This window comes from Marinimicrobium sp. C2-29, assembly GCF_038419845.1.
In the GTDB taxonomy this organism is placed as follows: domain Bacteria; phylum Pseudomonadota; class Gammaproteobacteria; order Pseudomonadales; family Cellvibrionaceae; genus Marinimicrobium.
On sequence record NZ_JBCAQT010000003.1, the window covers coordinates 132,543 to 150,953 of the forward strand.

Genomic DNA, 18,411 nt, shown 5'->3' on the forward strand with positions numbered 1-18,411 from the left:
TCTCTTTAATGTTCAGTGGTGCTATTTCGGCAATTTTATCACTTGGGTCTGAACGCCAGTTGTTGGTCGTTGAAACCGTCGAAGGCTTCCAGGAGCGGTTCGTAGTCGATCGGTTCGCGCTCCAAACGGGCGAGAGCGTAACAGCTGGCTTCGAGCGTGGAAAGCTGGCCGGGCTTTTGGGCGCGGCGGATGCGGTAGCGCGAGGGCGGGGTGTCCGCCAGTGCCAGGCGCGGCAGGGTCTGCAGGGCCGGGTTCAGGTGGAGCATTTTGCGGCTCTTGCGCCAGGTCGCATCGATGACCACCAGGCGTCTGGAAGCTGTGTCGATGGCTTCGGGTGTCAGGGTCGGGCTCGTTTGTGTACCGGCGGCCCAAGTGTCGGGGTAGAGTAGCAGGTTGTCTTCCGGCGCGCCGAGAATTTCCTCCAGTGTTTCCGGTGGCCAGTGTTCGCCCACCTGGCGTTCGCAGTGGGTGAGGCTCAGTTGCAGGAGGGTGGCGCTGTTTTTGGCTTCGCGCGTTTCGTCCGGATGTTGCAGGATGAGCACCGGCATCTGGTTGGCGCAGGGGCGGATCCACTGGCACAGGCAGGTGCGCAGGGGGCGTTCGCAGCGAGGGCAGAGGGCTCGGCTCACAGGAACAGGCTCATGGTGTTCGACTTCACGGGTTTCGTCTTCACGACAGTTCCGGTACTCGGGGTTTGGGGTGGGCGGCGATGAGTTGTTCCTTGCCGGCCCGTGTCAGTTGTTTGATCTGCCACTCCCGGCGGCTCGCGCTGCTGCGATCCGGGTGGGGCTCCAGGTAGCACAGCTCGCGCGGTCGGCGCCCGCGAAAGTAGCGGGCGCCCCGGGGGCCGCTGGTGTGTTCGCGCCAGCGGCGGGCGATATCGGTGGTAATGCCGGTATAGAGGCATTCATCGTCGCCCAGGATGATGTAGACGTACCAGCTGCTCTGCGAATTCTCCGTACCAGCCTCAGTCACTGGGAGCTCCGGTAGAGGGGTTTGAGCCCGCTGTCGGGTGTTGATCGGGAGCGGTGGCTGACGCGCCACTGGTTGAGTTCCTTGACCAGGACTTTGGCATCAAAGACGGCATCGGTGTTGCCCCGGAAGAGGGCGGCGTCCAGGTCGGCCAGTTGGGTGCGTAGCCGTTTGCTGCCGATCTGCTGGCCGATCTCGGTCAGCCCCTGGGGCGGATCTTCGGGCCAGTTGGTCTGGGCCCAGACCAACAGGGCCTGGCGCAGTTGTTTGAGGTCATTCTTCTGAGCCGCCTGTTTGATGGCCTGCCAGGCCTGGCTCCGGGCGATGCGTTCGCGGCGGAGGTCTTCCCGGTGCAGGTCGTGGATGGCGTTCAGTTCCTGCTTCAGCCGCCACCCCGTGTAGGCGAGCCAGAGACAGAGCACGAGCAGCGCGAGCGAGAGCGTCAGCAGCAGTCCGTGCCAGAGGTTCCAGCCGCTCTGGTCGCTTTGACCGGGGAGCGAATCCGGGCCGGCCTGTCCGTCACCTTCAGGGTCTTGGCGGTCGCCCTCACGGCGACCGCCGTTGCTCTGGCGTTCGGATCGGCTGCCCGGGGTGGCGGCCACCTGGATCCGGGTTTCCGGGATTTCCGCGGTGCGCATCTGTTCGGCCTGGGTATCCCACCACTTCACTTCGATGGCGGGCAGGGTCATGCGCCCGCTGTCGTTGGGGACCATGGCGACGGTATAGGTGCTGGTGCTCTGGAGGCCGGCGGCGCTGGTTTTCTCGTCGGTCTGGGGACGGTCCGGGTAGAAGGTGACGCCATCGGCTTGCGGCAGGACCAACTCGGGTAATTGCGCGGCGGCCAGACCTTCCGCCTCCAGCGTGATGCGGCGGGTCACCGGCTCGCCCTGTTTGAGATTGGTCGGATCCTTGCTCCAGTGCTCGCTCAGGCGCAGGCTGCGGGCGGGCAACCAGGTGCTGCCATCGAATTCACTGGGGGTGGGGCGAACCTCCACCTGCCGGCTTTCGGTGCGCAGGCGTTTGCGGGTGTTGCCGCCCCAGGGGCCACGCTGACCCCGGCTGAGCGCCACTTCATAGGCGCGCGAGGGAATTTCCAGGGTGCCGCTTTCCTGGGGAAAGATGGCAAAGGTGGCTTCGAGCACCAGGTGCTGGCGGTTGTCGATCTGGGTGATGAAGTTGTTCTCATCAACCGTGGTCACCATGGCGTTTTCAAACTCCAGGGGTTCCATTTCGGCGCCATCGAGGTTGACCTGACTGTAGAGGCGCACGGTAAACAGCAACTGCTCCTGAACGTACACCGAGTCTTTGCTCAGCTCGGTTTCAATGAACAGCTCCTCACCGCTGCGCTCCGGATCGCGCTGACGTTCCTCGACGGTAATGTCAATGGGCTGGCTCTGTTCGCCTTCGAACTCAAAGGCGGGGATGATCAGTGTGCCGGGTTTTTTGGGTGACAGTGTCAGACGCCACTCGGTCCAGGATTGCATGTCGCCATTGACGATCCGCATCTGGTGGCTGCGCTGATTGCTGAGCACATCAAAGTGGCGGCGCAGGGGTTCGAAGTCGGGTCCGCCCTGAAGAGTGCGCCCACTTTTGCGCAGCGTCAGTGTAACGGTGTCATTCAGGCTGATGGTGCGCCGGTCCACCTCGGCCTGCAGTTCCTGGGCGCTGGCGGTCGCGCTCATCAGCAGGAGCAGGCCGATCGTCACCAGCCGGAGGACCCAGTCGGTCAATAGGGAGGGTGATCTCATAACCGTTTGCCACTTGTGTGAATGCAATAGTGTGTTCATAGCTTGAGTCTTGAATCCTTACCAGCGCTTTTCGGCATCGGGTGCCTGGGTTTGGGTTTCACCGCGGTAGCGTTCCAGACGCCGCTCCTGACTCTGGTGCTCGAATTTGCGTCTGAGCAGACCACCCGGGTCATCGGGAATCCGGCGCAGCCACTGATCCATGGCCTGTCGCTCCTCGTCGCTCAGGTCCGAATCCTCCAGTGTGGCCGGTGCGGACATCTCTTCGGTCGGCTCGTCGGACTCCTCTTCCTGTTCGCCCGTTTGTTCCTGTTCCCTGTCCTGCTGTTCTCCGTCGTCCTGTCCATTGCCTTCGCGGTCGTTAGAGGGATCCCGGTCGTTTTCAGGTTCCTGATCGTCGGGTTCCGACGGGTTCTGCTGTCCGTCGTCCTGATCTCCTGATTGAGAATCGCTCTGGCTCTGTTCCGAGTCCTCAGGTTGTCCGGAATCGTCGGAGTCGGAATCGCTACCGTCCTGGTTCTGTTCATCGGAGCCGTCCTCTCCGGACTCGCCTTCTTCGTCGGATTCCTGTTGCTGCTGTTCCTGTTCCTGTTGTTCTTTCAGCTGTTCCACCAGTTGTTTGTTGGCCTGGGCATCTTCCATCTCCGGCGCCTGCGACAGGGCCTGCTCGTAAGCCTCGATGGCCGCCGCCAGATCACCCGCCCGAGCGAGGGCATTGCCGCGATTGTAATGGGCGCGGGCACTGTCGCTCTGGGCAAAGGCCTCGGCCGCGGCCTCGTAGTCCTCCGCCCGGTAGAGGGCCGAGCCCAGCCATTCCGGGTCCTGAAAGACCTCGGCGGCGGCCTCGGGGTCATCGGCCTGCAGGCGCCGCTCACCGCGCTGATTGGGAGTGAGAAAGGGCGCCTGCCAATCGGCGGCCTGGGCCGGTGCAGGGTAAAGGCCGACCATGGGCAGGGCGACCACCAGAACCAGGAGGCCCCGCCTGAAACTGTAGAGAATCAGCGGCAGCAGCAGAAGGACCAGCCAGTGGCCCCGGTCGTACCAGGTGTCGAACTCCCGCTCGAGTTCCCGGTGGCGTTCCTCGCCCAGGGTGGGCTGGTTCAGCAGCCACTCGATATCATTGCGATCGCCGATACGGGTGTAGCGCCCCCCGGTTCGCCCGGCCAGGCGCTCGAGCCGATCTTCTTCCAGCCGGGCCACGACCACTTCCCCCGAACGGTCGCGCTCAAAACCGCCGCGCTCGTTGGGAATGGGCGCCCCGTCCGGCGTGCCGATGCCCAGAATTGACAGGCGGAATCCCGATTCCTGCAGCCGGTCGAGAATGGGCCTTTCGGCCGCCTCCACCACGCCGTCGGTAATCAGCAGAATCCGGCCCTCGGACATACCCGCATCCTCCATCAGAGTCTGCGCCTGGGCAATGGCGGCTTCGGTGTTGCTCCCGGCCTGAGGCATGATGTTGGGGTGCAGGGCAGAGAGCAGGCTGTTGATTGTGGCGGTGTCGTCGGTGAGCGGGGATACCACGTGGGCATCACCGGCATAGGCGACCAGACCGGTAAAACCGTCTTCACGCAGGCGCAGCACGTCGGCAATTTTCAATCGGGCGCGGGCGAGGCGCGAGGGGGTCAGATCTTCGGCCAGCATGGAGGGTGACAGGTCCAGGACGATCACCAGAGCGTTTTCGTTTTTGTGGACCGGCAGGGGCCGTTTTTCCCAGCTGGGGCCGGCCAGTGCCAGCGTCGCCACAATCCAGCCCAGCAGTAGGGCCCACAGATAGGATCGGCGCTTGCGCCCGGAGTCGGGGTCCACCAGGTGCTGCAATAACTCGGGGTCGACCAACTGGCTCCATTGGCGCGCACGACGGGTCTGCCGCCAAAGCAGCAGGGCCAGCAGAACAACGGGCACCAGGGCCAGCAGCCAGTAGGGTCTCAGCCAGTGAAACTGGGTGATCAATTGGCTCCACTCCATCATGATATCCCCCCTTGCCAGGGCTGCTCGAGGCGCTGGCTCCACAGTCGTCCCAGGGCCAGCAGCAGGCTGAGACCCAAGGCCAGCCCCAGGGGCCAGAAGAACAGACTTTTGGTGGGCCGGAAGGTTTCGTCCTCGAATTCAATCGGCTCCAGGCGGTTGAGGGTGTCGTGCACCTGCGCCAGCTCTTCCAGGTTGCGCGCCCGGAAGTAGCGACCGCCGGTCTGCTCGGCAATTTCGCGCATGGTGCCTTCATCCAGATCGCGCGAGGGGTTGACCCGCCTCTGTCCGAAAATGGTGTTGGTCACCATCTCCTCGGCGCCAAAACCGATGGTGTAGATTTTCACGTCGTGCTGCTCCGCGAGGTAAGCGGCCCGTTGCGGGGTCAATTCGCCCGCATTGTTGGCGCCGTCGGTGAGCAATACCAGGACCCGACTGGCTTCGGGCCGATCGCGCAGGCGCTTCACCGCCAGCCCGATGGCATCGCCAATGGCGGTTTTTTCGCCGGCAAAGCCGATCTCGGTCTCCTGCAGCAGTTGGTCGACGGTGTTGCGGTCGTAGGTCAACGGCGCCTGCAGATAGGCTCGGGTGCCGAACAGCACCAGACCCAGCCGGTCGCTTTTGCGCTCGCGCACAAACTCGCCCACGACCCCTTTGACCGCCTGGAGCCGGTTCAGGGGCTCGCCCCGGTATTGCATGTCTTCAATTTCCATACTGCCGGAAATATCCACCGCCATCAGCAGATCGCGCCCGCTGCTGGGAAGGCTCACCGGTTCGCCCACCCACTGGGGGTGACTGGCGGCGAACAGGGTCGATCCCCATATCAGCCAGAGTATCAGCGGCAACAGGCGCCGGGGGGTGCGGCGGCCGGGGGTATCCCGCAGCTCCCGTACTTTCTGGAAAAAGGGGACCCGCAGGGCCGCTTCGCGGCTGGGTTCGGCGGGAACGAACCACATGACCAACGGCAGCGGGAGCAGCATCAGCAACCAGGGCCATTGCAGTTCAAGCATTGCGCGTGGCCTCCGGACGACGGGGTGAATGGGGTTGGCTGTGGCCGGATTTTCCGCGCCGATGGTTTGCAGGGCGCTGGAGGCGGTGGTCTCTCAACCACTCCCGGCCGAGTTGCTGCAGCGCCTCGACATCCGCCTCGGGGTTGGCCTGATAGGGTCCCGCCAGCAGCGCCCGGCCGGGCCCCTCGGTGAAGGGCCGGTGTTTCTCGGGGAGCTGCCCATCGAGAAATTCCAGCCAGGCTTCGCCCGACAGTCCGGCCACCCGGGAATGTTGTTCGGGCGGCAGTGCGCTCAGCGCCGCCCGGCGCAGCAGCTGATTCAGCGACTGGAGGTAGGCGGCGGTATCGGAATACTCCCGAAAGTGGCGGTAGGCCCGCTCGAGCTCGGCCAGCGCCTCCTGCCGATAGCGCTGCCGACGGCGCTTTATCCGGAGGCGGTACAGGGCGAAGCCCAGGCCCAGGACAATCAGCGCCAGGACCAGCCACCAGCCCCAGGCCAGGGGCCACCAGCCGGTGGACTCCGGCAGATGGATGTCGCGCAGTTGTGCCAGTGGATCTTGTGCGTTCATACCCTCACTCATCTGGCTGATCGACGCCCCGGTTGGCGTGTGCGTGCCCCGAAGCGCTCGCGCATCAGTGTGTGAATATCATCGTTGGTGGCGTAGGACAGCAGCGGCAGCGCCAGTCGCTGACAGCGGCCGGTCAGATAGTGCAGCTGTTGCTCAAAGCGCGACCGATAGGCCCGCTGAAATGCCGGATCCTGTGCGGGCAATTGCAACCGCTGCTCGCCGTCGCTGACGGTCAGGCCGCTGTTGCTGGCCAGTTGTTTTTCCAGCGGGTCGTACAGATGCATCAGGGTCACATCCGTATGCCGGGCCAATTCAAACAGCTGCTGTTCGCAGCGCCGATCAAAGTCGTGAAAGTCGCTCAGCAGAAAAACGGCGCTGCCGGGTTTGGCGATCCGCCGCGTGTCTTCAAGAATGGTGCTCAGGTGAACGGCATTGTCCGCCGGAACCGGGTCGTTCAACTCCCGGTTGTAGTCGTGCAACTGGTGCAGCAGCTCCAGCGCCGCATGCTTGCTGCGACGGGCCCGAATGTCCCGCTGGCTCGTGTCGCCGAACACCAGGCCGCCAATCCGGTCGCTCTGGTGCAGCGCGGCCCAGGCGATCAGGGCCCCGAGATGGGTGGCCAGCACCGACTTGAAACAGGTGCGGCTGCCGAAAAACATGGGCGAGCGCTGGTCAGCCACCACAAAGACCGGGCGCTCGCGCTCCTCGCGGAACACCTTGGTGTGGGGGACCTGGGTGCGGGCCGTGACCCGCCAGTCAATCGAGCGCACATCGTCGCCCGGGTGATAGAGACGAACCTCCTCAAAATCCACCCCCCGACCACGCATGCGCGTACGCAGCCCACCGGTCAGCAGACTGCGGGCCGGGCGCTGGGCAAAGAGCGTGAGGTCGCGCGCGGCAAAGCGCAAACGCAGCAGATCGGCCAGATCGCAGTGCGCGCCCCGGGGGCCCAGCAGAGTGTCGGAAGCCGTCGTCATTGCCATCAACCCAGAGGTACCGTTTCCAGGAGTCGATCAATGACCTTCTCGCTGGTAACGCCGGTGGCTTCCGCTTCAAAGCTCAGGATCAGCCGGTGGCGGAGGCAGTCGTGCGCCACCGCCCGGACATCGTCCGGGCTGACGTAATCTCGGCCATCGATCCAGGCGTGGGCGCGGGCGCAGCGATCCAGCGCGATGGTGCCGCGCGGACTGGCACCATAGTCCAGCCATTGGGCCAGTTCCTGATCGTATTCATTGGGTCGGCGGCTGGCGTTGATCAGCTGAACGATGTACTCCTCGATGGGTTCGGCCATATGAATCTGCAGCACTTCCTGGCGGGCGGTAAACAGCACTTCCTGGCTGATTTCACTGGGCGCTTCGCCTTCGATATGGGCGGCTTCGTCGCGGGCCAGTTTGAGGATCCGGCGTTCCGACTCAATATCGGGGTAGTCCACCAGTACCTGCATCAGGAAGCGGTCCAGCTGCGCTTCCGGGAGCGGATAAGTACCTTCCTGTTCGATCGGATTCTGGGTGGCCATCACCATGAACAGTGCCGGCAGAGGGTAGGTGGTACTGCCCACACTGACCTGCCGCTCGGCCATCGCCTCCAGCAAAGCCGACTGCACCTTGGCCGGCGCCCGGTTGATTTCATCGCTCAGCACCAGGTTGTGAAAAATGGGGCCCGGCTGAAATTCGAAGGTGTTCTGTTCGGGGCGGTAGATGTCGGTGCCGGTGACATCGGAGGGCAGCAGGTCCGGGGTGAACTGAATCCGGTGGAAGTTGCCCTCGATCGCTTCGGCCAGGGTTTTGATCGCCTTGGTCTTTGCCAGTCCGGGCGCGCCTTCCACCAGTAGATGGCCGTCGGCGAGCAGCGCGATCAGCATACGCTGGACCAGGTGCTCCTGGCCGACGATCTGGTTGTTGAGCCAGTGATTCAGAGTGGTTAGCGAGTCGTATGCCTGCATAGGTGCCTACTTTTTTGCCTGCTTATTTGATGAAGTACGGTTCGGGGTCTGATTAAAAACTGATCAGGTGTCGCCTATTGTTGCCAAGCTGCGCAGTAGACTCATCTTAGTGGAGTCAGTTCCCTGTTTTTTCAAGCTCGACATTTACAGATGTCGGGCCCACACTGAATAGTACTTCAGAGAAAATGACCATTGATCGGGAGGAATGCATGGAAAGACGACTGGTGGACGCCGACGATCTTCAGGGGTTGTTTGCGGACCTGGACCGATTGGGGCGTGACCTCATCACTGAATCTGACTTTACGCACTGGGAAGTCTTCCGTCGAACGTTTTTTGCGCGATTGCCTCTGGAGGAATGGGTGGGCCGCCCGATTCAGGACGTGTTCGGCGCGGTTTACAGCGCCTGGCGCCTGCTCGAAGACCATACCCCCGGCGCGCCCTCGATACGCCTGTTCAATCCCAACCTGGAAGAGGATGGCTGGCTGTGCCCGCACACAGTGTTGCTGGTCAAGCACGCCGACATGCCCTTCCTGGTGGATTCCATCCGCATCGAACTCAACCGGCGCAACATTGCCATTCACAGCATCAAGAGTACGGTCATCGCTGTGGAGCGGAACGCAAAAGGGCAGCTGAATCGCCTGGAGGCCGCCGGGTGCGAGACGGATACCGAGGCCGCCTGTGGGCGCACCGATGACCCCGGGCTCAGCAGAGAAGCCCTGATTTACATGGAGATTCGCCTGCATACCGACAGCGGGGTTCTGAGGGATATACGCCGTTCACTGCAAGTGGTGCTCAACCAGGTCAAGGTGGTGGTGAATGACTACCATCCGTTATTGGCCGAAGCCGAAACCGCTGAGGCTCAGCTGACCCATGCGACCCACCCGCCGATGGATAGCAAAATCAACGAAAGCCAGGCCTTCCTCGCCTGGTTGCGGGATAACCACTTCACCTTCATGGGATATGTCGAGTATGACATTGTCAGCGAAAACGGCACCCGGGTTCTGAAGGAAAACGCCGACAAGCGCCTGGGTCTGTTTCGTCTGGACGAGACCGAACCCGACCGCAAGGTGCTGGATGATGATAGCGCCGGTACGCTGCAGTTTCATCTGTCGCCCAAGCTCATTGCCTTTTCCAAATCACCCGGGCGTTCGCGTGTTCATCGCCAGGCGTACTCTGATTATGTGGTAGTGAAGCGCTTTGACGACCAGGGCGAGTTCTGCGGTGAAGCACGGTTTCTGGGGCTCTATACCTCGGCGGTCTATACGCTGAGCCCCTATCAGATTCCGCTGATCCGGGAGAAGGTCGGTGAAGTGTTTGAACGGTCGGGGCTGGACCCGGCGAGTCATGACGGCAAGGCGCTGCGCCAGATCCTGGAAACCTTCCCCCGTGATGAACTCTTTCAGAGCAGTACCTCCCAGTTGTACGAAATCACCACCGGTGTGGCGCGCATCAATGAGCGCTATCGCGTGCGCCTGTTTGTGCGTCAGGATGTGTTCGGGAAGTTCATCAACTGCCTCATCTATGTGCCCCGGGATCTGTTTACCACCCGCATTCGCATGCGCATCCAGTCGCTTCTGGGCAAAGCACTCGGTGCCCATGAGGTCGACTTCAACACCTATTTTTCGGAATCCATCCTCGCCCGGGTGCATCTGGTGTTCCGCGTCGATCCGGAGGTGGCGCGCGATTACGATGTCGAGCAGCTCGAGGCGCAGATTATTGAAATCACCCGCTCCTGGGAGGATCAATTGCTGGAGGCGCTCACCGAAGCCAAGGGCGAGGAGCGCGCGGTGTTGTTGCTCGAGCAGTATCAGGACGCCTTTCCGTCCGGCTACCGGGATCACTTCGATGCCCGTTCGGCGGTCCAGGACATTGACCAGATGGAGGCACTCGGGGGCAACGGTGAGCTGGCGCTGAGCTTTTATCAACCGCCCAACGTCGATGACCGGGCGCTGCGCTTCAAAGTGTTCCGGCGCAACCGCCCCATGGAGTTGTCCGATGTGATTCCGGTGCTCGAACACCTCGGACTTCGGGTGGTGGCCGAGCACCCCTACGAGATTGTGACGGCGGATGAAAAATCCGTGTGGATGCACAACTTCCACTTGAGTCACGACCTCAGTGACAAGTTGGACGTGGCTTCGGTGCGCAATAACTTCCAGGAGGCCTTCTCGGCGGTCTGGCGCCAGGAGGCCGAGAGTGATGCGTTCAATCGCCTGGTACTGGGCGCGCGCCTGAGCTGGCGCGAGGTCGTTTTGTTGCGGGCGCTCGCCTGCTACATGCGCCAGACGCTGTTCAACTTTACCGAGCAGTACATCGCCTCGGCACTGGCCAGTCATGTGCGCATCACCCGCGATCTGGTGGCCCTGTTCAAGGCGCGTTTCGATCCGCGCGCACGCAGTGATGAGAAAACCCGGCGCGAGCGCGGCGAGCGTCTGCGCGCAAAAATCATCAAAGCGCTCGACCAGGTGAGCAACCTCAATGAGGATCGGATCATCCGCCGCTACCTGGCCATTCTCGATGGCTGTGTTCGCACCAACTATTTTCAGCCCGACGCGTCGGGTCAGGCCAAAAACTATCTGTCGTTGAAGTTGATGCCCCGGGAGATTGCGGATATCCCCGAGCCCCGCCCGATGTTTGAGATATTCGTGTACTCGCCGCGTATGGAGGGCGTCCATCTGCGTGCGGGCAAGGTGGCGCGCGGTGGGTTGCGTTGGTCGGATCGTCTGCAGGACTACCGCACCGAAGTGCTCGGGCTGGTCAAGGCCCAGCAGGTCAAAAATGCGGTGATTGTTCCCAACGGCGCCAAAGGTGGTTTTGTGTGCAAACGGCCCCCCAGTGGGGGCGACCGCAAAGCACTGCAGCAGGAAGCGATTGCCTGCTACCAGACGTTTATCCGCGGGCTTCTGGACATCACCGATAATCTGGTGGAAGGCCGGATTCAAGTGCCGGAGCAGGTGGTGCGTCTGGACGAAGACGATCCCTACCTGGTAGTGGCGGCCGACAAGGGGACCGCCACCTTCTCTGATATTGCCAACGAAATATCCAACGAATATCACCACTGGCTGGGCGATGCGTTTGCGTCCGGTGGCAGTCAGGGGTATGACCACAAGGCCATGGGCATCACTGCGCGCGGTGCCTGGGTGGCCGTGCAGCGACACTTCAAGGAGCTGGGAAAGGATATCCAGAACGAGGACTTCACCGTGGTGGGCGTGGGCGATATGGCCGGCGATGTCTTTGGCAATGGCATGTTGTTGTCAAAACACATCTGTCTGGTGGCGGCTTTCAACCACATGCACATTTTCATTGACCCGACGCCGGACGCCGCCAGCAGCTTTGAGGAGCGACAGCGCCTGTTCGATACGCCGGGAACCAACTGGGCCGACTATAACGGGAAGTTGATCAGCAAAGGCGGTGGGGTTTTCAGCCGCGATGCCAAATCGATAAAAATCTCGCCACAAATGCGCGAGTGCTTCGGTATCGAGGAGAGGGAGCTGACCCCGACCGAGCTGATTTCCGCACTGCTCAAGGCGCCGGTGGACCTTCTTTGGAACGGCGGCATTGGCACCTATGTGAAAGCCTCCAGTGAAACTCACGCCGAAGTGGGCGACAAGGCCAACGACTCCCTTCGGGTCGATGGTGATCAACTGCGCTGTAAAGTCATCGGCGAAGGCGGCAACCTGGGGATGACCCAGCTTGGTCGGGTGGAATACGCGCTCAATGGCGGTGCCTGCAATACCGACTTTATCGACAATGCCGCCGGCGTTGACTGTTCTGACCACGAGGTCAACATCAAAATACTGCTGAACGAAGTTCAGGAGAATGGTGATCTGACCGGAAAGCAGCGTAACCAGCGGCTGGTGGAGATGACCGATCAGGTGGCCGAGCTGGTGTTGCACAACAACTACCGCCAGACCCAGGCGATCAGTGTGGCGGCCTCCGATGCATTGCGGCGCAATGCCGAGTACCGGCGGGTGATGAGCGTCTGGCAGAGTCAGGGGCGGCTCGATCGCAAGCTGGAGTTTCTGCCCGATGAAGAGACCCTGGCCGAGCGTCAGGCCCAGGGGCAGGGGCTGACCCGCCCGGAGTTGTCGGTGCTGATCTCTTACGCCAAGGTCATCCTTAAAAATGATCTGGCCGAAGCGGACGTGGCCGACGATCCCTATCTGGCCCGTTTCGCTCTGCGCGCCTTTCCAGAGCCGCTACAGAAAGATTTTCCCGAGTGGATCGAGCGCCACCGGTTGCGGGGAGAGTTGGTCGCCACGCAAGTGGCCAACGATCTGGTCAACACCATGGGCCTGAGCTTTGCCCAGCGACTGCTCGACTCGACCGGCGTCAATACCGGCGACATGGCCAAGGCCTATGTGATCGCCCGCGACATCTACCAGCTGGATGAAACCTGGCGAGCGCTGGAATCGCTCGACTATGTGGTCAGCTCGGAGGTGCAGATGGAGCTGATGAAAACCATGATGCGCCGTGTCCGGCGTGCCGCCCGTTGGTTCTTGCGCAATCGTCGCAGTCAACTGACGCCGCAAACCGAGATCGAGCACTTCGCGCCGCTGGTTGTGGAGGTGATGCAGGCGTTGCCCGATTACCTGCAGGGGCGGGCGCTGGAAGAGTGGACCGAGCAGAGCGAGCGGTTGCGGGTGGCCGGTGTGCCGGAGGATCTGTTACCACGGGTTGCCGCCCCGGGCCACCTCTACTCGGGACTGAGTATTGCCGAAGCCTCACGCCAGACCCGGCTACCCCTGATGACCGTGACGGATCTGTATTTACAGCTTAACGAACAGTTGCAGCTGCATGACTTCGCCCGCCAGATATCCGAGGCGGCGGTGGACAACTACTGGCAGGCCATGGCACGGGAAACCTACCTGGATGATCTGGAATCACAGCTTCGAAGTCTGACGTTGGCGCTGTGTCACTGGCTGGAAAATGATCAGACGGTCGAGTCGGTCATTGAACAGTGGCAGGTGCTGATGAGCTTTCAGCTGGATCGCTGGCGGGGCATGATGAATGAAGTACAGAACAGCAGCGGCAGTGACTATGCCATTTTTTCCGTTGCCCTGCGGGAGCTGCTGGATCTGGTGCAGATAACCCAGTATGGAGAACCGGGTTGAACGCAGACAACTCCATTGAACTCGAAGCAAAACTTTACATCATATTTGTCAGGTGGTGGCCAATGTCTGCTAGAGTAAGTTGCAACGGTGGTTGAGCGGACAGCCCGACGTTTGCAGGCAAAACGAGGCTCCTGCGACAGTTTTGTGGCGTTACCAGGCACACCACCCTATGAGTATCGAACCCCAGGAGGAATATCCAATGACACAGCCAAAACTGAGCAACAGCAAACTTTTTCGGCAGGCCTGTTATATCGGTGGTGAGTGGGTTGGCGCTCAGAGCGGCGAGACACTGGACGTGGATAACCCGGCCAATGGCGATATCCTGGGGCAGGTGCCCAACTGCAACGCCCAGGACGCAGCCCGAGCGATCGCCGAAGCGGACAAGGGGTTTCAGGTCTGGCGCAAGAAAACAGCCAATGAGCGCAGCGAGTGTCTGTATCGCTGGTATCAGTTGATGTTGGATAACACCGAGGATTTGGGGAAACTCATGACCCTTGAGCAGGGCAAGCCTCTGGCCGAGTCCAAAGGCGAAGTCCAGTACGCCGCCTCTTTTATCAAGTGGTTTGCCGAGGAGGCACGGCGCTCCTATGGCGAAACCATCCCGGGTGCCAAACCGGATCAGCACATCGTGGTGACCCGTCAGCCCATCGGCGTGAGTGTGGCCATTACTCCCTGGAATTTTCCGGCGGCCATGATCACGCGCAAGGCGGGGGCCGCCCTGGCCGCCGGCTGCTCGATGATCGTCAAGCCCGCTGAAGCGACACCCTATACCGCCCTGGCTCTGGCCCACTTGAGCGCCGAGGCGGGCATCCCGGCCGGTGTGCTCAATGTGATTACCGGCAAACCCCGGCCCATCGGCGAGGCTTTCACCAGCAGCCCGGTGGTGCGCAAACTCAGCTTTACCGGCTCCACCGTCGTGGGCGGCAAACTCATGGCCCAGTGCGCCGAGCATATACAGAAAGTGTCACTGGAGCTGGGGGGCAACGCGCCCTTTATTGTCTTTGACGATGCGGATCTGGATAAAGCGGTGGAGGGGGCCATGGCCTCCAAGTTCCGCAACACGGGCCAGACCTGTGTCTGCGCCAACCGCTTTCTGGTGCAGGACAGTGTGCACGACGCCTTTGTCGAGAAGCTGACCGCCGCCATGAAAAAACTGAAAGTCGGTGACGGCTTTGAAGAGGGTGTGAACCAGTCGGCCCTGATCAACCGGGCCGCCGTGGAAAAGGTGACCCAGCATTACGAAGACGCCATGAGCAAGGGGGCACAACGGGTTTACGGGCCGGTGCCGGAGGGGAAAAAGGGCAACTATGTCGAACCCCTGTTGTTGACCGACGTTACCCCGGATATGCAGCTCTGTCATGAAGAGACCTTTGGTCCACTGGCGGGGATCATCCGGTTCAAAACCGAAGAGGAAGCGATCCGCATCGCCAACGACACTCCCTACGGCCTGGCGGCCTATTACTACAGCCAGAATATCCACCGGGTCTGGCGGGTCGCCGATGGCCTGGACAGCGGCATCATCGGCGTCAACGAAGGCGCGGTGTCCAATGCCACGGCGCCCTTTGGCGGCATGAAAGCCTCGGGCCTGGGGCGTGAGGGTTCACGCCACGGTATGGAAGAGTACGAAGAGATCAAATACCTCTGCATGGGCGGGGAGTAAGCACCGATGGCACAGACTCGACCCAAGGAAATCACGCTCGCGTTGATGCCCGGTGACGGTATCGGACTGGAGGTCATGGACGCCGCCGAAACGGTGCTCGAGACGCTGCGGGAGCGTCACCAGTTGCCACTGCGCTGGGAAACGCTGCCCTGGCCCAGCACGGCCTGGCATCGGGAGCATGGCGAGATGATGCCGGCCGATGCCCTTGAGCAGCTGCGCGGCTACGACGCACTGTTATTGGGCGCTCTGGGGGACCCGGGGCCTACCAGTGACCCAAAACGGTACCGGCTCTCGGATGGAATCTCTCTGGCACCTCTGCTGACGTTCCGCAAAGGCCTCGACCTGTGGGCCTGCGAGCGGCCGGCGCGGTTGCTGCCCGGGGCACCTCAATATCTGGCCGACCCGCGCGCCGCGAATGTCGACATGCTGGTGATTCGCGAAAACAGCGAGGGCGAATACGTCAATCAGGGCGGGCGATTGCGTCCCGGCACGGTGGATGAGGTCGCCACTCAGCTGGAAGTGTTTACCCGCCGCGCGACCGAACGGTTGATTCGCCACGCCTTTCGCCGCGCCACCGAACGCTTGAAAGCGCGGCATGAAGCGGGCGAGATTCGCGATTACAGCTGTGCTCGCAGCGGGCATCAGAATGCTCAGGTCTGCCTGATCACCAAGCGCAATGCCCAGCCCAACTGGGGCGAGATGTACACCGAGGTGCTCGACCAGGTGGCGCCGGAATTTCCCGAGATTGGCGTACATCACGAGCTGGTCGACGCCGCCTGCATGAAGTTTGTCCAGTGCCCCTGGCAGTTCGATGTGGTGGCGGCCAGTAACCTGCACGGCGATATTCTCACGGATCTGGCAGCGGTACTCTCCGGTGGTCTCGGTGTAGCGCCTTCCTGCAACATCAACCCCGATGACAAAAGTCAGCCGGCCCTGTTCGAACCGACCCACGGGAGCGCGCCCGACATCGCTGGACAGGGGATTGCCAACCCCTCGGCCATGTTGTTGACCGCGGCGATGATGCTGGAGTGGCTGGACTTTTCCGCGCCAGCGGAACAGTTGCGAGCGGCGGTGGCCAAAGATTTGCAAGCACAACAGCAGGGCGATGCCAGGGCGCGAACCACGCGGGAGGTCACGCGGGGAATCATCGATAACCTGCGTTAACCGATGCGTTGAACACACCGATCAACCAGTAAAGGAGCAACAACCATGAGCCATCTGTCACCTCTGTTGAAACAGTCGAGCAAGGTGCACGTCAAAAAAGGCGAGGGCGCCTGGCTCTATGACAGCAATGATCGGGCCTACCTGGATTTCACCTCCGGCATTGGCGTGACCAGTACCGGTCACTGCCACCCAAGGGTCGTCAAAGCCGCACAGGAACAGGTGGGCAAGGTCATTCATGCCCAATACACCACCGTGACCCACGAGCCCATGCTCAAGCTCACCGACCGCCTGGTGGAGAAAATGCCCAAGGGCATCGATTCGGTGGCATTTGCCAATTCTGGCTCCGAAGCGGTGGAAATGGCCTTGCGCCTGGCGCGCCACGCAACCGGGCGCGCCAACATCCTGACCTTTCACGGCGGTTTCCACGGCCGGACCATGGCGGCGGCCTCCATGACGACCTCTGGCACCAAGGTGCGCACCGGTTTTCATCCCATGATGGCCGGCGTGGTCGTGGCTCCCTTTCCTCATCTCTATCGTTACGGTTGGGATGAACAGACCGCCACCGACTTCTGTCTGCGTGAGCTGGACGAAATTCTCAAGACCCACAGCGCCCCCAGCGACACCGCCGCCATGATCATTGAGCCGGTGCAGGGCGAGTATGGCTACTATCCCGCCAACAAGGCGTTTATGCAGGGCCTGGCCCAGCGTTGCAAAGAGCACAATATTCTGTTGATCGCCGATGAAATTCAGGCCGGTTACGGGCGCACGGGTAAGTTCTGGAGCATGGAACACTTTGGCGTTCAGCCCGATATCGTGATCACCGCCAAGGGGCTGGCCAGTGGCTTCCCGCTGTCGGGCATCGCGGCCTCCCAGACTCTGATGAGCAAGGGGCTGCCGGGCTCCCAGGGCGGCACCTATGGCGCCAATGCGGTCGCCTGTGCCGCCGCCCTGGCGACGATGGATGTGGTGGAAGAAGAAGATCTGGTCGCCAACGCCGCCAAGCGTGGTGAGCAACTGTATGAACGGCTCGATGCGTTCAAGAAAGAATATGCCTGGATTGACGACCTGCGCGGCAAGGGGTTGATGCTGGGTATGGAAATCGCCAACGGTCCGGATCGGCCCCGTGGCGATATCGCCCAAAAGCTGACCGAGGCGGCCGAGCACCGCGGCCTGCTGCTGCTGCGCTGCGGCACGGCCGGGCAGATCGTTCGCTGGCTGCCGCCTCTGGTGGTGAGCGCCGAGGAGATCGATGATGCGGCCGATCGGTTCAACAAGGTTCTGGAGACAGTGGCGGAAGAGCTATGACTGAAATTCTGATTCTCACAGCCCCGGATGAAAAAGATCTGCCGGGCCTGGACAAGTTGCCCGAATCGGTCACCGTGACCCATGTCCGGGATGAAGCGAGCCTGCGTGACGGGCTGACCCGGGCGCAGGTTCTGGTGGTGACCGATTTTCGCTCGGACATGCTCGCCGAGTGCTGGCCCGAGCAACCCAGTGTGCGCTGGGTCCATGCCACCAGCGCCGGTGTGGACGCACTCATGTTCCCGGCCCTGGCCGAGAGCGACATCCCGGTAACCAATGCCCGGGGCGTGTTCAATCGCGGGATTGCCGAGTACGTTTTGGGCGCCATATTGATGTTCGCCAAGGATACTCTGGGCAACCTTCACTACCAGAAACAGCATCGCTGGCAGCATCGGGAAACCCGACTGATCCGGGGCCAGCAGGCACTGATCGTCGGGGCGGGCTCGATCGGTACCACGGTGGGGCAATTGCTCTCCGCCGCTGGACTCGAAGTGATCGGTACGGCGCGCACGGCGCGCGAGATCGAGGGGTTTGCCGCGGTTCATGCCCAGGAGGATATGGCCCAGCTACTGCCTCACGCCGATTATGTGGTGATTACCGCACCACTCACCCCGGACACGGAGGGGTTGTTTGATCGCGACAATTTTGCCGCCATGAAGCCCTCTGCCCACTTGATCAATGTGGGTCGTGGCCCCATTGTAAAAACAGGGGCGTTGCTCGAAGCCCTGGATAAGGGTGAGCTCGCGGGCGCCGCGCTGGATGTGTTCGAAGAGGAGCCGCTGGCCGAAGATCACCCCTTGTGGGACCGGCCCAACGTGATGATTTCCGCCCACATGGCGGGGGATTTTATCGGATGGCGCCGTGCACTGGGCGAGCAATTTGTCGATAACTTTCTTCGCTGGCAGGCGGGGGATTCATTGCAAAACGAAGTGGACAAAGCGCGCGTCGGGCGTTAACCACAAGCGAGGAGAA

Annotated in this window: 13 protein-coding genes; 5 read left to right on the top strand and 8 right to left on the bottom strand. The window is 61.7% G+C overall.

Going from position 1 to position 18,411, the window contains the following annotated elements; all coding sequences use genetic code 11:
- Positions 1-38 precede the first annotated feature (38 nt).
- The 8 genes from AAE484_RS04150 to AAE484_RS04185 are packed head-to-tail and all read right to left on the bottom strand — an operon-like array spanning position 39 to position 8,202.
- Positions 39-629: a tRNA-uridine aminocarboxypropyltransferase gene (locus AAE484_RS04150; protein WP_341937073.1), complete on the bottom strand. Its 591-nt coding sequence runs from the start codon at positions 627-629 to the stop codon at positions 39-41.
- Positions 630-669: 40 nt separating this feature from the next.
- Positions 670-975 (bottom strand): GIY-YIG nuclease family protein, encoded by a 306-nt coding sequence (locus AAE484_RS04155; protein ID WP_341937074.1) that lies wholly within the window; start codon positions 973-975, stop codon positions 670-672.
- Entirely contained in the window at positions 972-2,720 is a 1,749-nt protein-coding gene (locus tag AAE484_RS04160; RefSeq protein ID WP_341937075.1) for a BatD family protein, read from the bottom strand. Before AAE484_RS04160 ends, AAE484_RS04155 begins: the two co-directional genes overlap by 4 nt.
- Positions 2,721-2,777: 57 nt before the next feature.
- Positions 2,778-4,685, bottom strand: a complete 1,908-nt coding sequence (locus AAE484_RS04165; protein ID WP_341937076.1) for a vWA domain-containing protein — start codon at positions 4,683-4,685, stop codon at positions 2,778-2,780.
- Complete coding sequence (locus AAE484_RS04170; protein WP_341937077.1) at positions 4,682-5,692, bottom strand: vWA domain-containing protein; 1,011 nt, start codon at positions 5,690-5,692, stop codon at positions 4,682-4,684. Before AAE484_RS04170 ends, AAE484_RS04165 begins: the two co-directional genes overlap by 4 nt.
- Positions 5,685-6,260, bottom strand: a complete 576-nt coding sequence (locus tag AAE484_RS04175) for a DUF4381 domain-containing protein (protein WP_341937078.1) — start codon at positions 6,258-6,260, stop codon at positions 5,685-5,687. Before AAE484_RS04175 ends, AAE484_RS04170 begins: the two co-directional genes overlap by 8 nt.
- A gap of 8 nt (positions 6,261-6,268) precedes the next feature.
- Complete coding sequence (locus AAE484_RS04180) at positions 6,269-7,237, bottom strand: DUF58 domain-containing protein (protein ID WP_341937079.1); 969 nt, start codon at positions 7,235-7,237, stop codon at positions 6,269-6,271.
- Positions 7,238-7,242: 5 nt separating this feature from the next.
- Entirely contained in the window at positions 7,243-8,202 is a 960-nt protein-coding gene (locus tag AAE484_RS04185; RefSeq protein ID WP_341937080.1) for an AAA family ATPase, read from the bottom strand.
- 209 nt (positions 8,203-8,411) lie between these two features.
- On the opposite strand from AAE484_RS04185, the gene AAE484_RS04190 reads away from it, so the two are divergent.
- From AAE484_RS04190 to AAE484_RS04210, 5 genes are all read left to right on the top strand, one after another.
- Positions 8,412-13,313: an NAD-glutamate dehydrogenase gene (locus AAE484_RS04190; protein WP_341937081.1), complete on the top strand. Its 4,902-nt coding sequence runs from the start codon at positions 8,412-8,414 to the stop codon at positions 13,311-13,313.
- Between the two features lie 199 nt (positions 13,314-13,512).
- Positions 13,513-14,973, top strand: coding sequence for an NAD-dependent succinate-semialdehyde dehydrogenase (locus tag AAE484_RS04195; protein WP_341937082.1), 1,461 nt, complete (start codon positions 13,513-13,515; stop codon positions 14,971-14,973).
- Between the two features lie 6 nt (positions 14,974-14,979).
- Positions 14,980-16,137, top strand: coding sequence for an isocitrate/isopropylmalate dehydrogenase family protein (locus AAE484_RS04200; RefSeq protein ID WP_341937083.1), 1,158 nt, complete (start codon positions 14,980-14,982; stop codon positions 16,135-16,137).
- Between the two features lie 45 nt (positions 16,138-16,182).
- Complete coding sequence (locus AAE484_RS04205; protein ID WP_341937084.1) at positions 16,183-17,442, top strand: aspartate aminotransferase family protein; 1,260 nt, start codon at positions 16,183-16,185, stop codon at positions 17,440-17,442.
- A complete protein-coding gene (locus AAE484_RS04210) occupies positions 17,439-18,395 on the top strand; it encodes a D-2-hydroxyacid dehydrogenase (protein ID WP_341937085.1) in 957 nt (318 codons plus the stop codon). The genes AAE484_RS04205 and AAE484_RS04210 overlap by 4 nt, the downstream gene beginning before the upstream one ends.
- Positions 18,396-18,411: the final 16 nt, after the last annotated feature.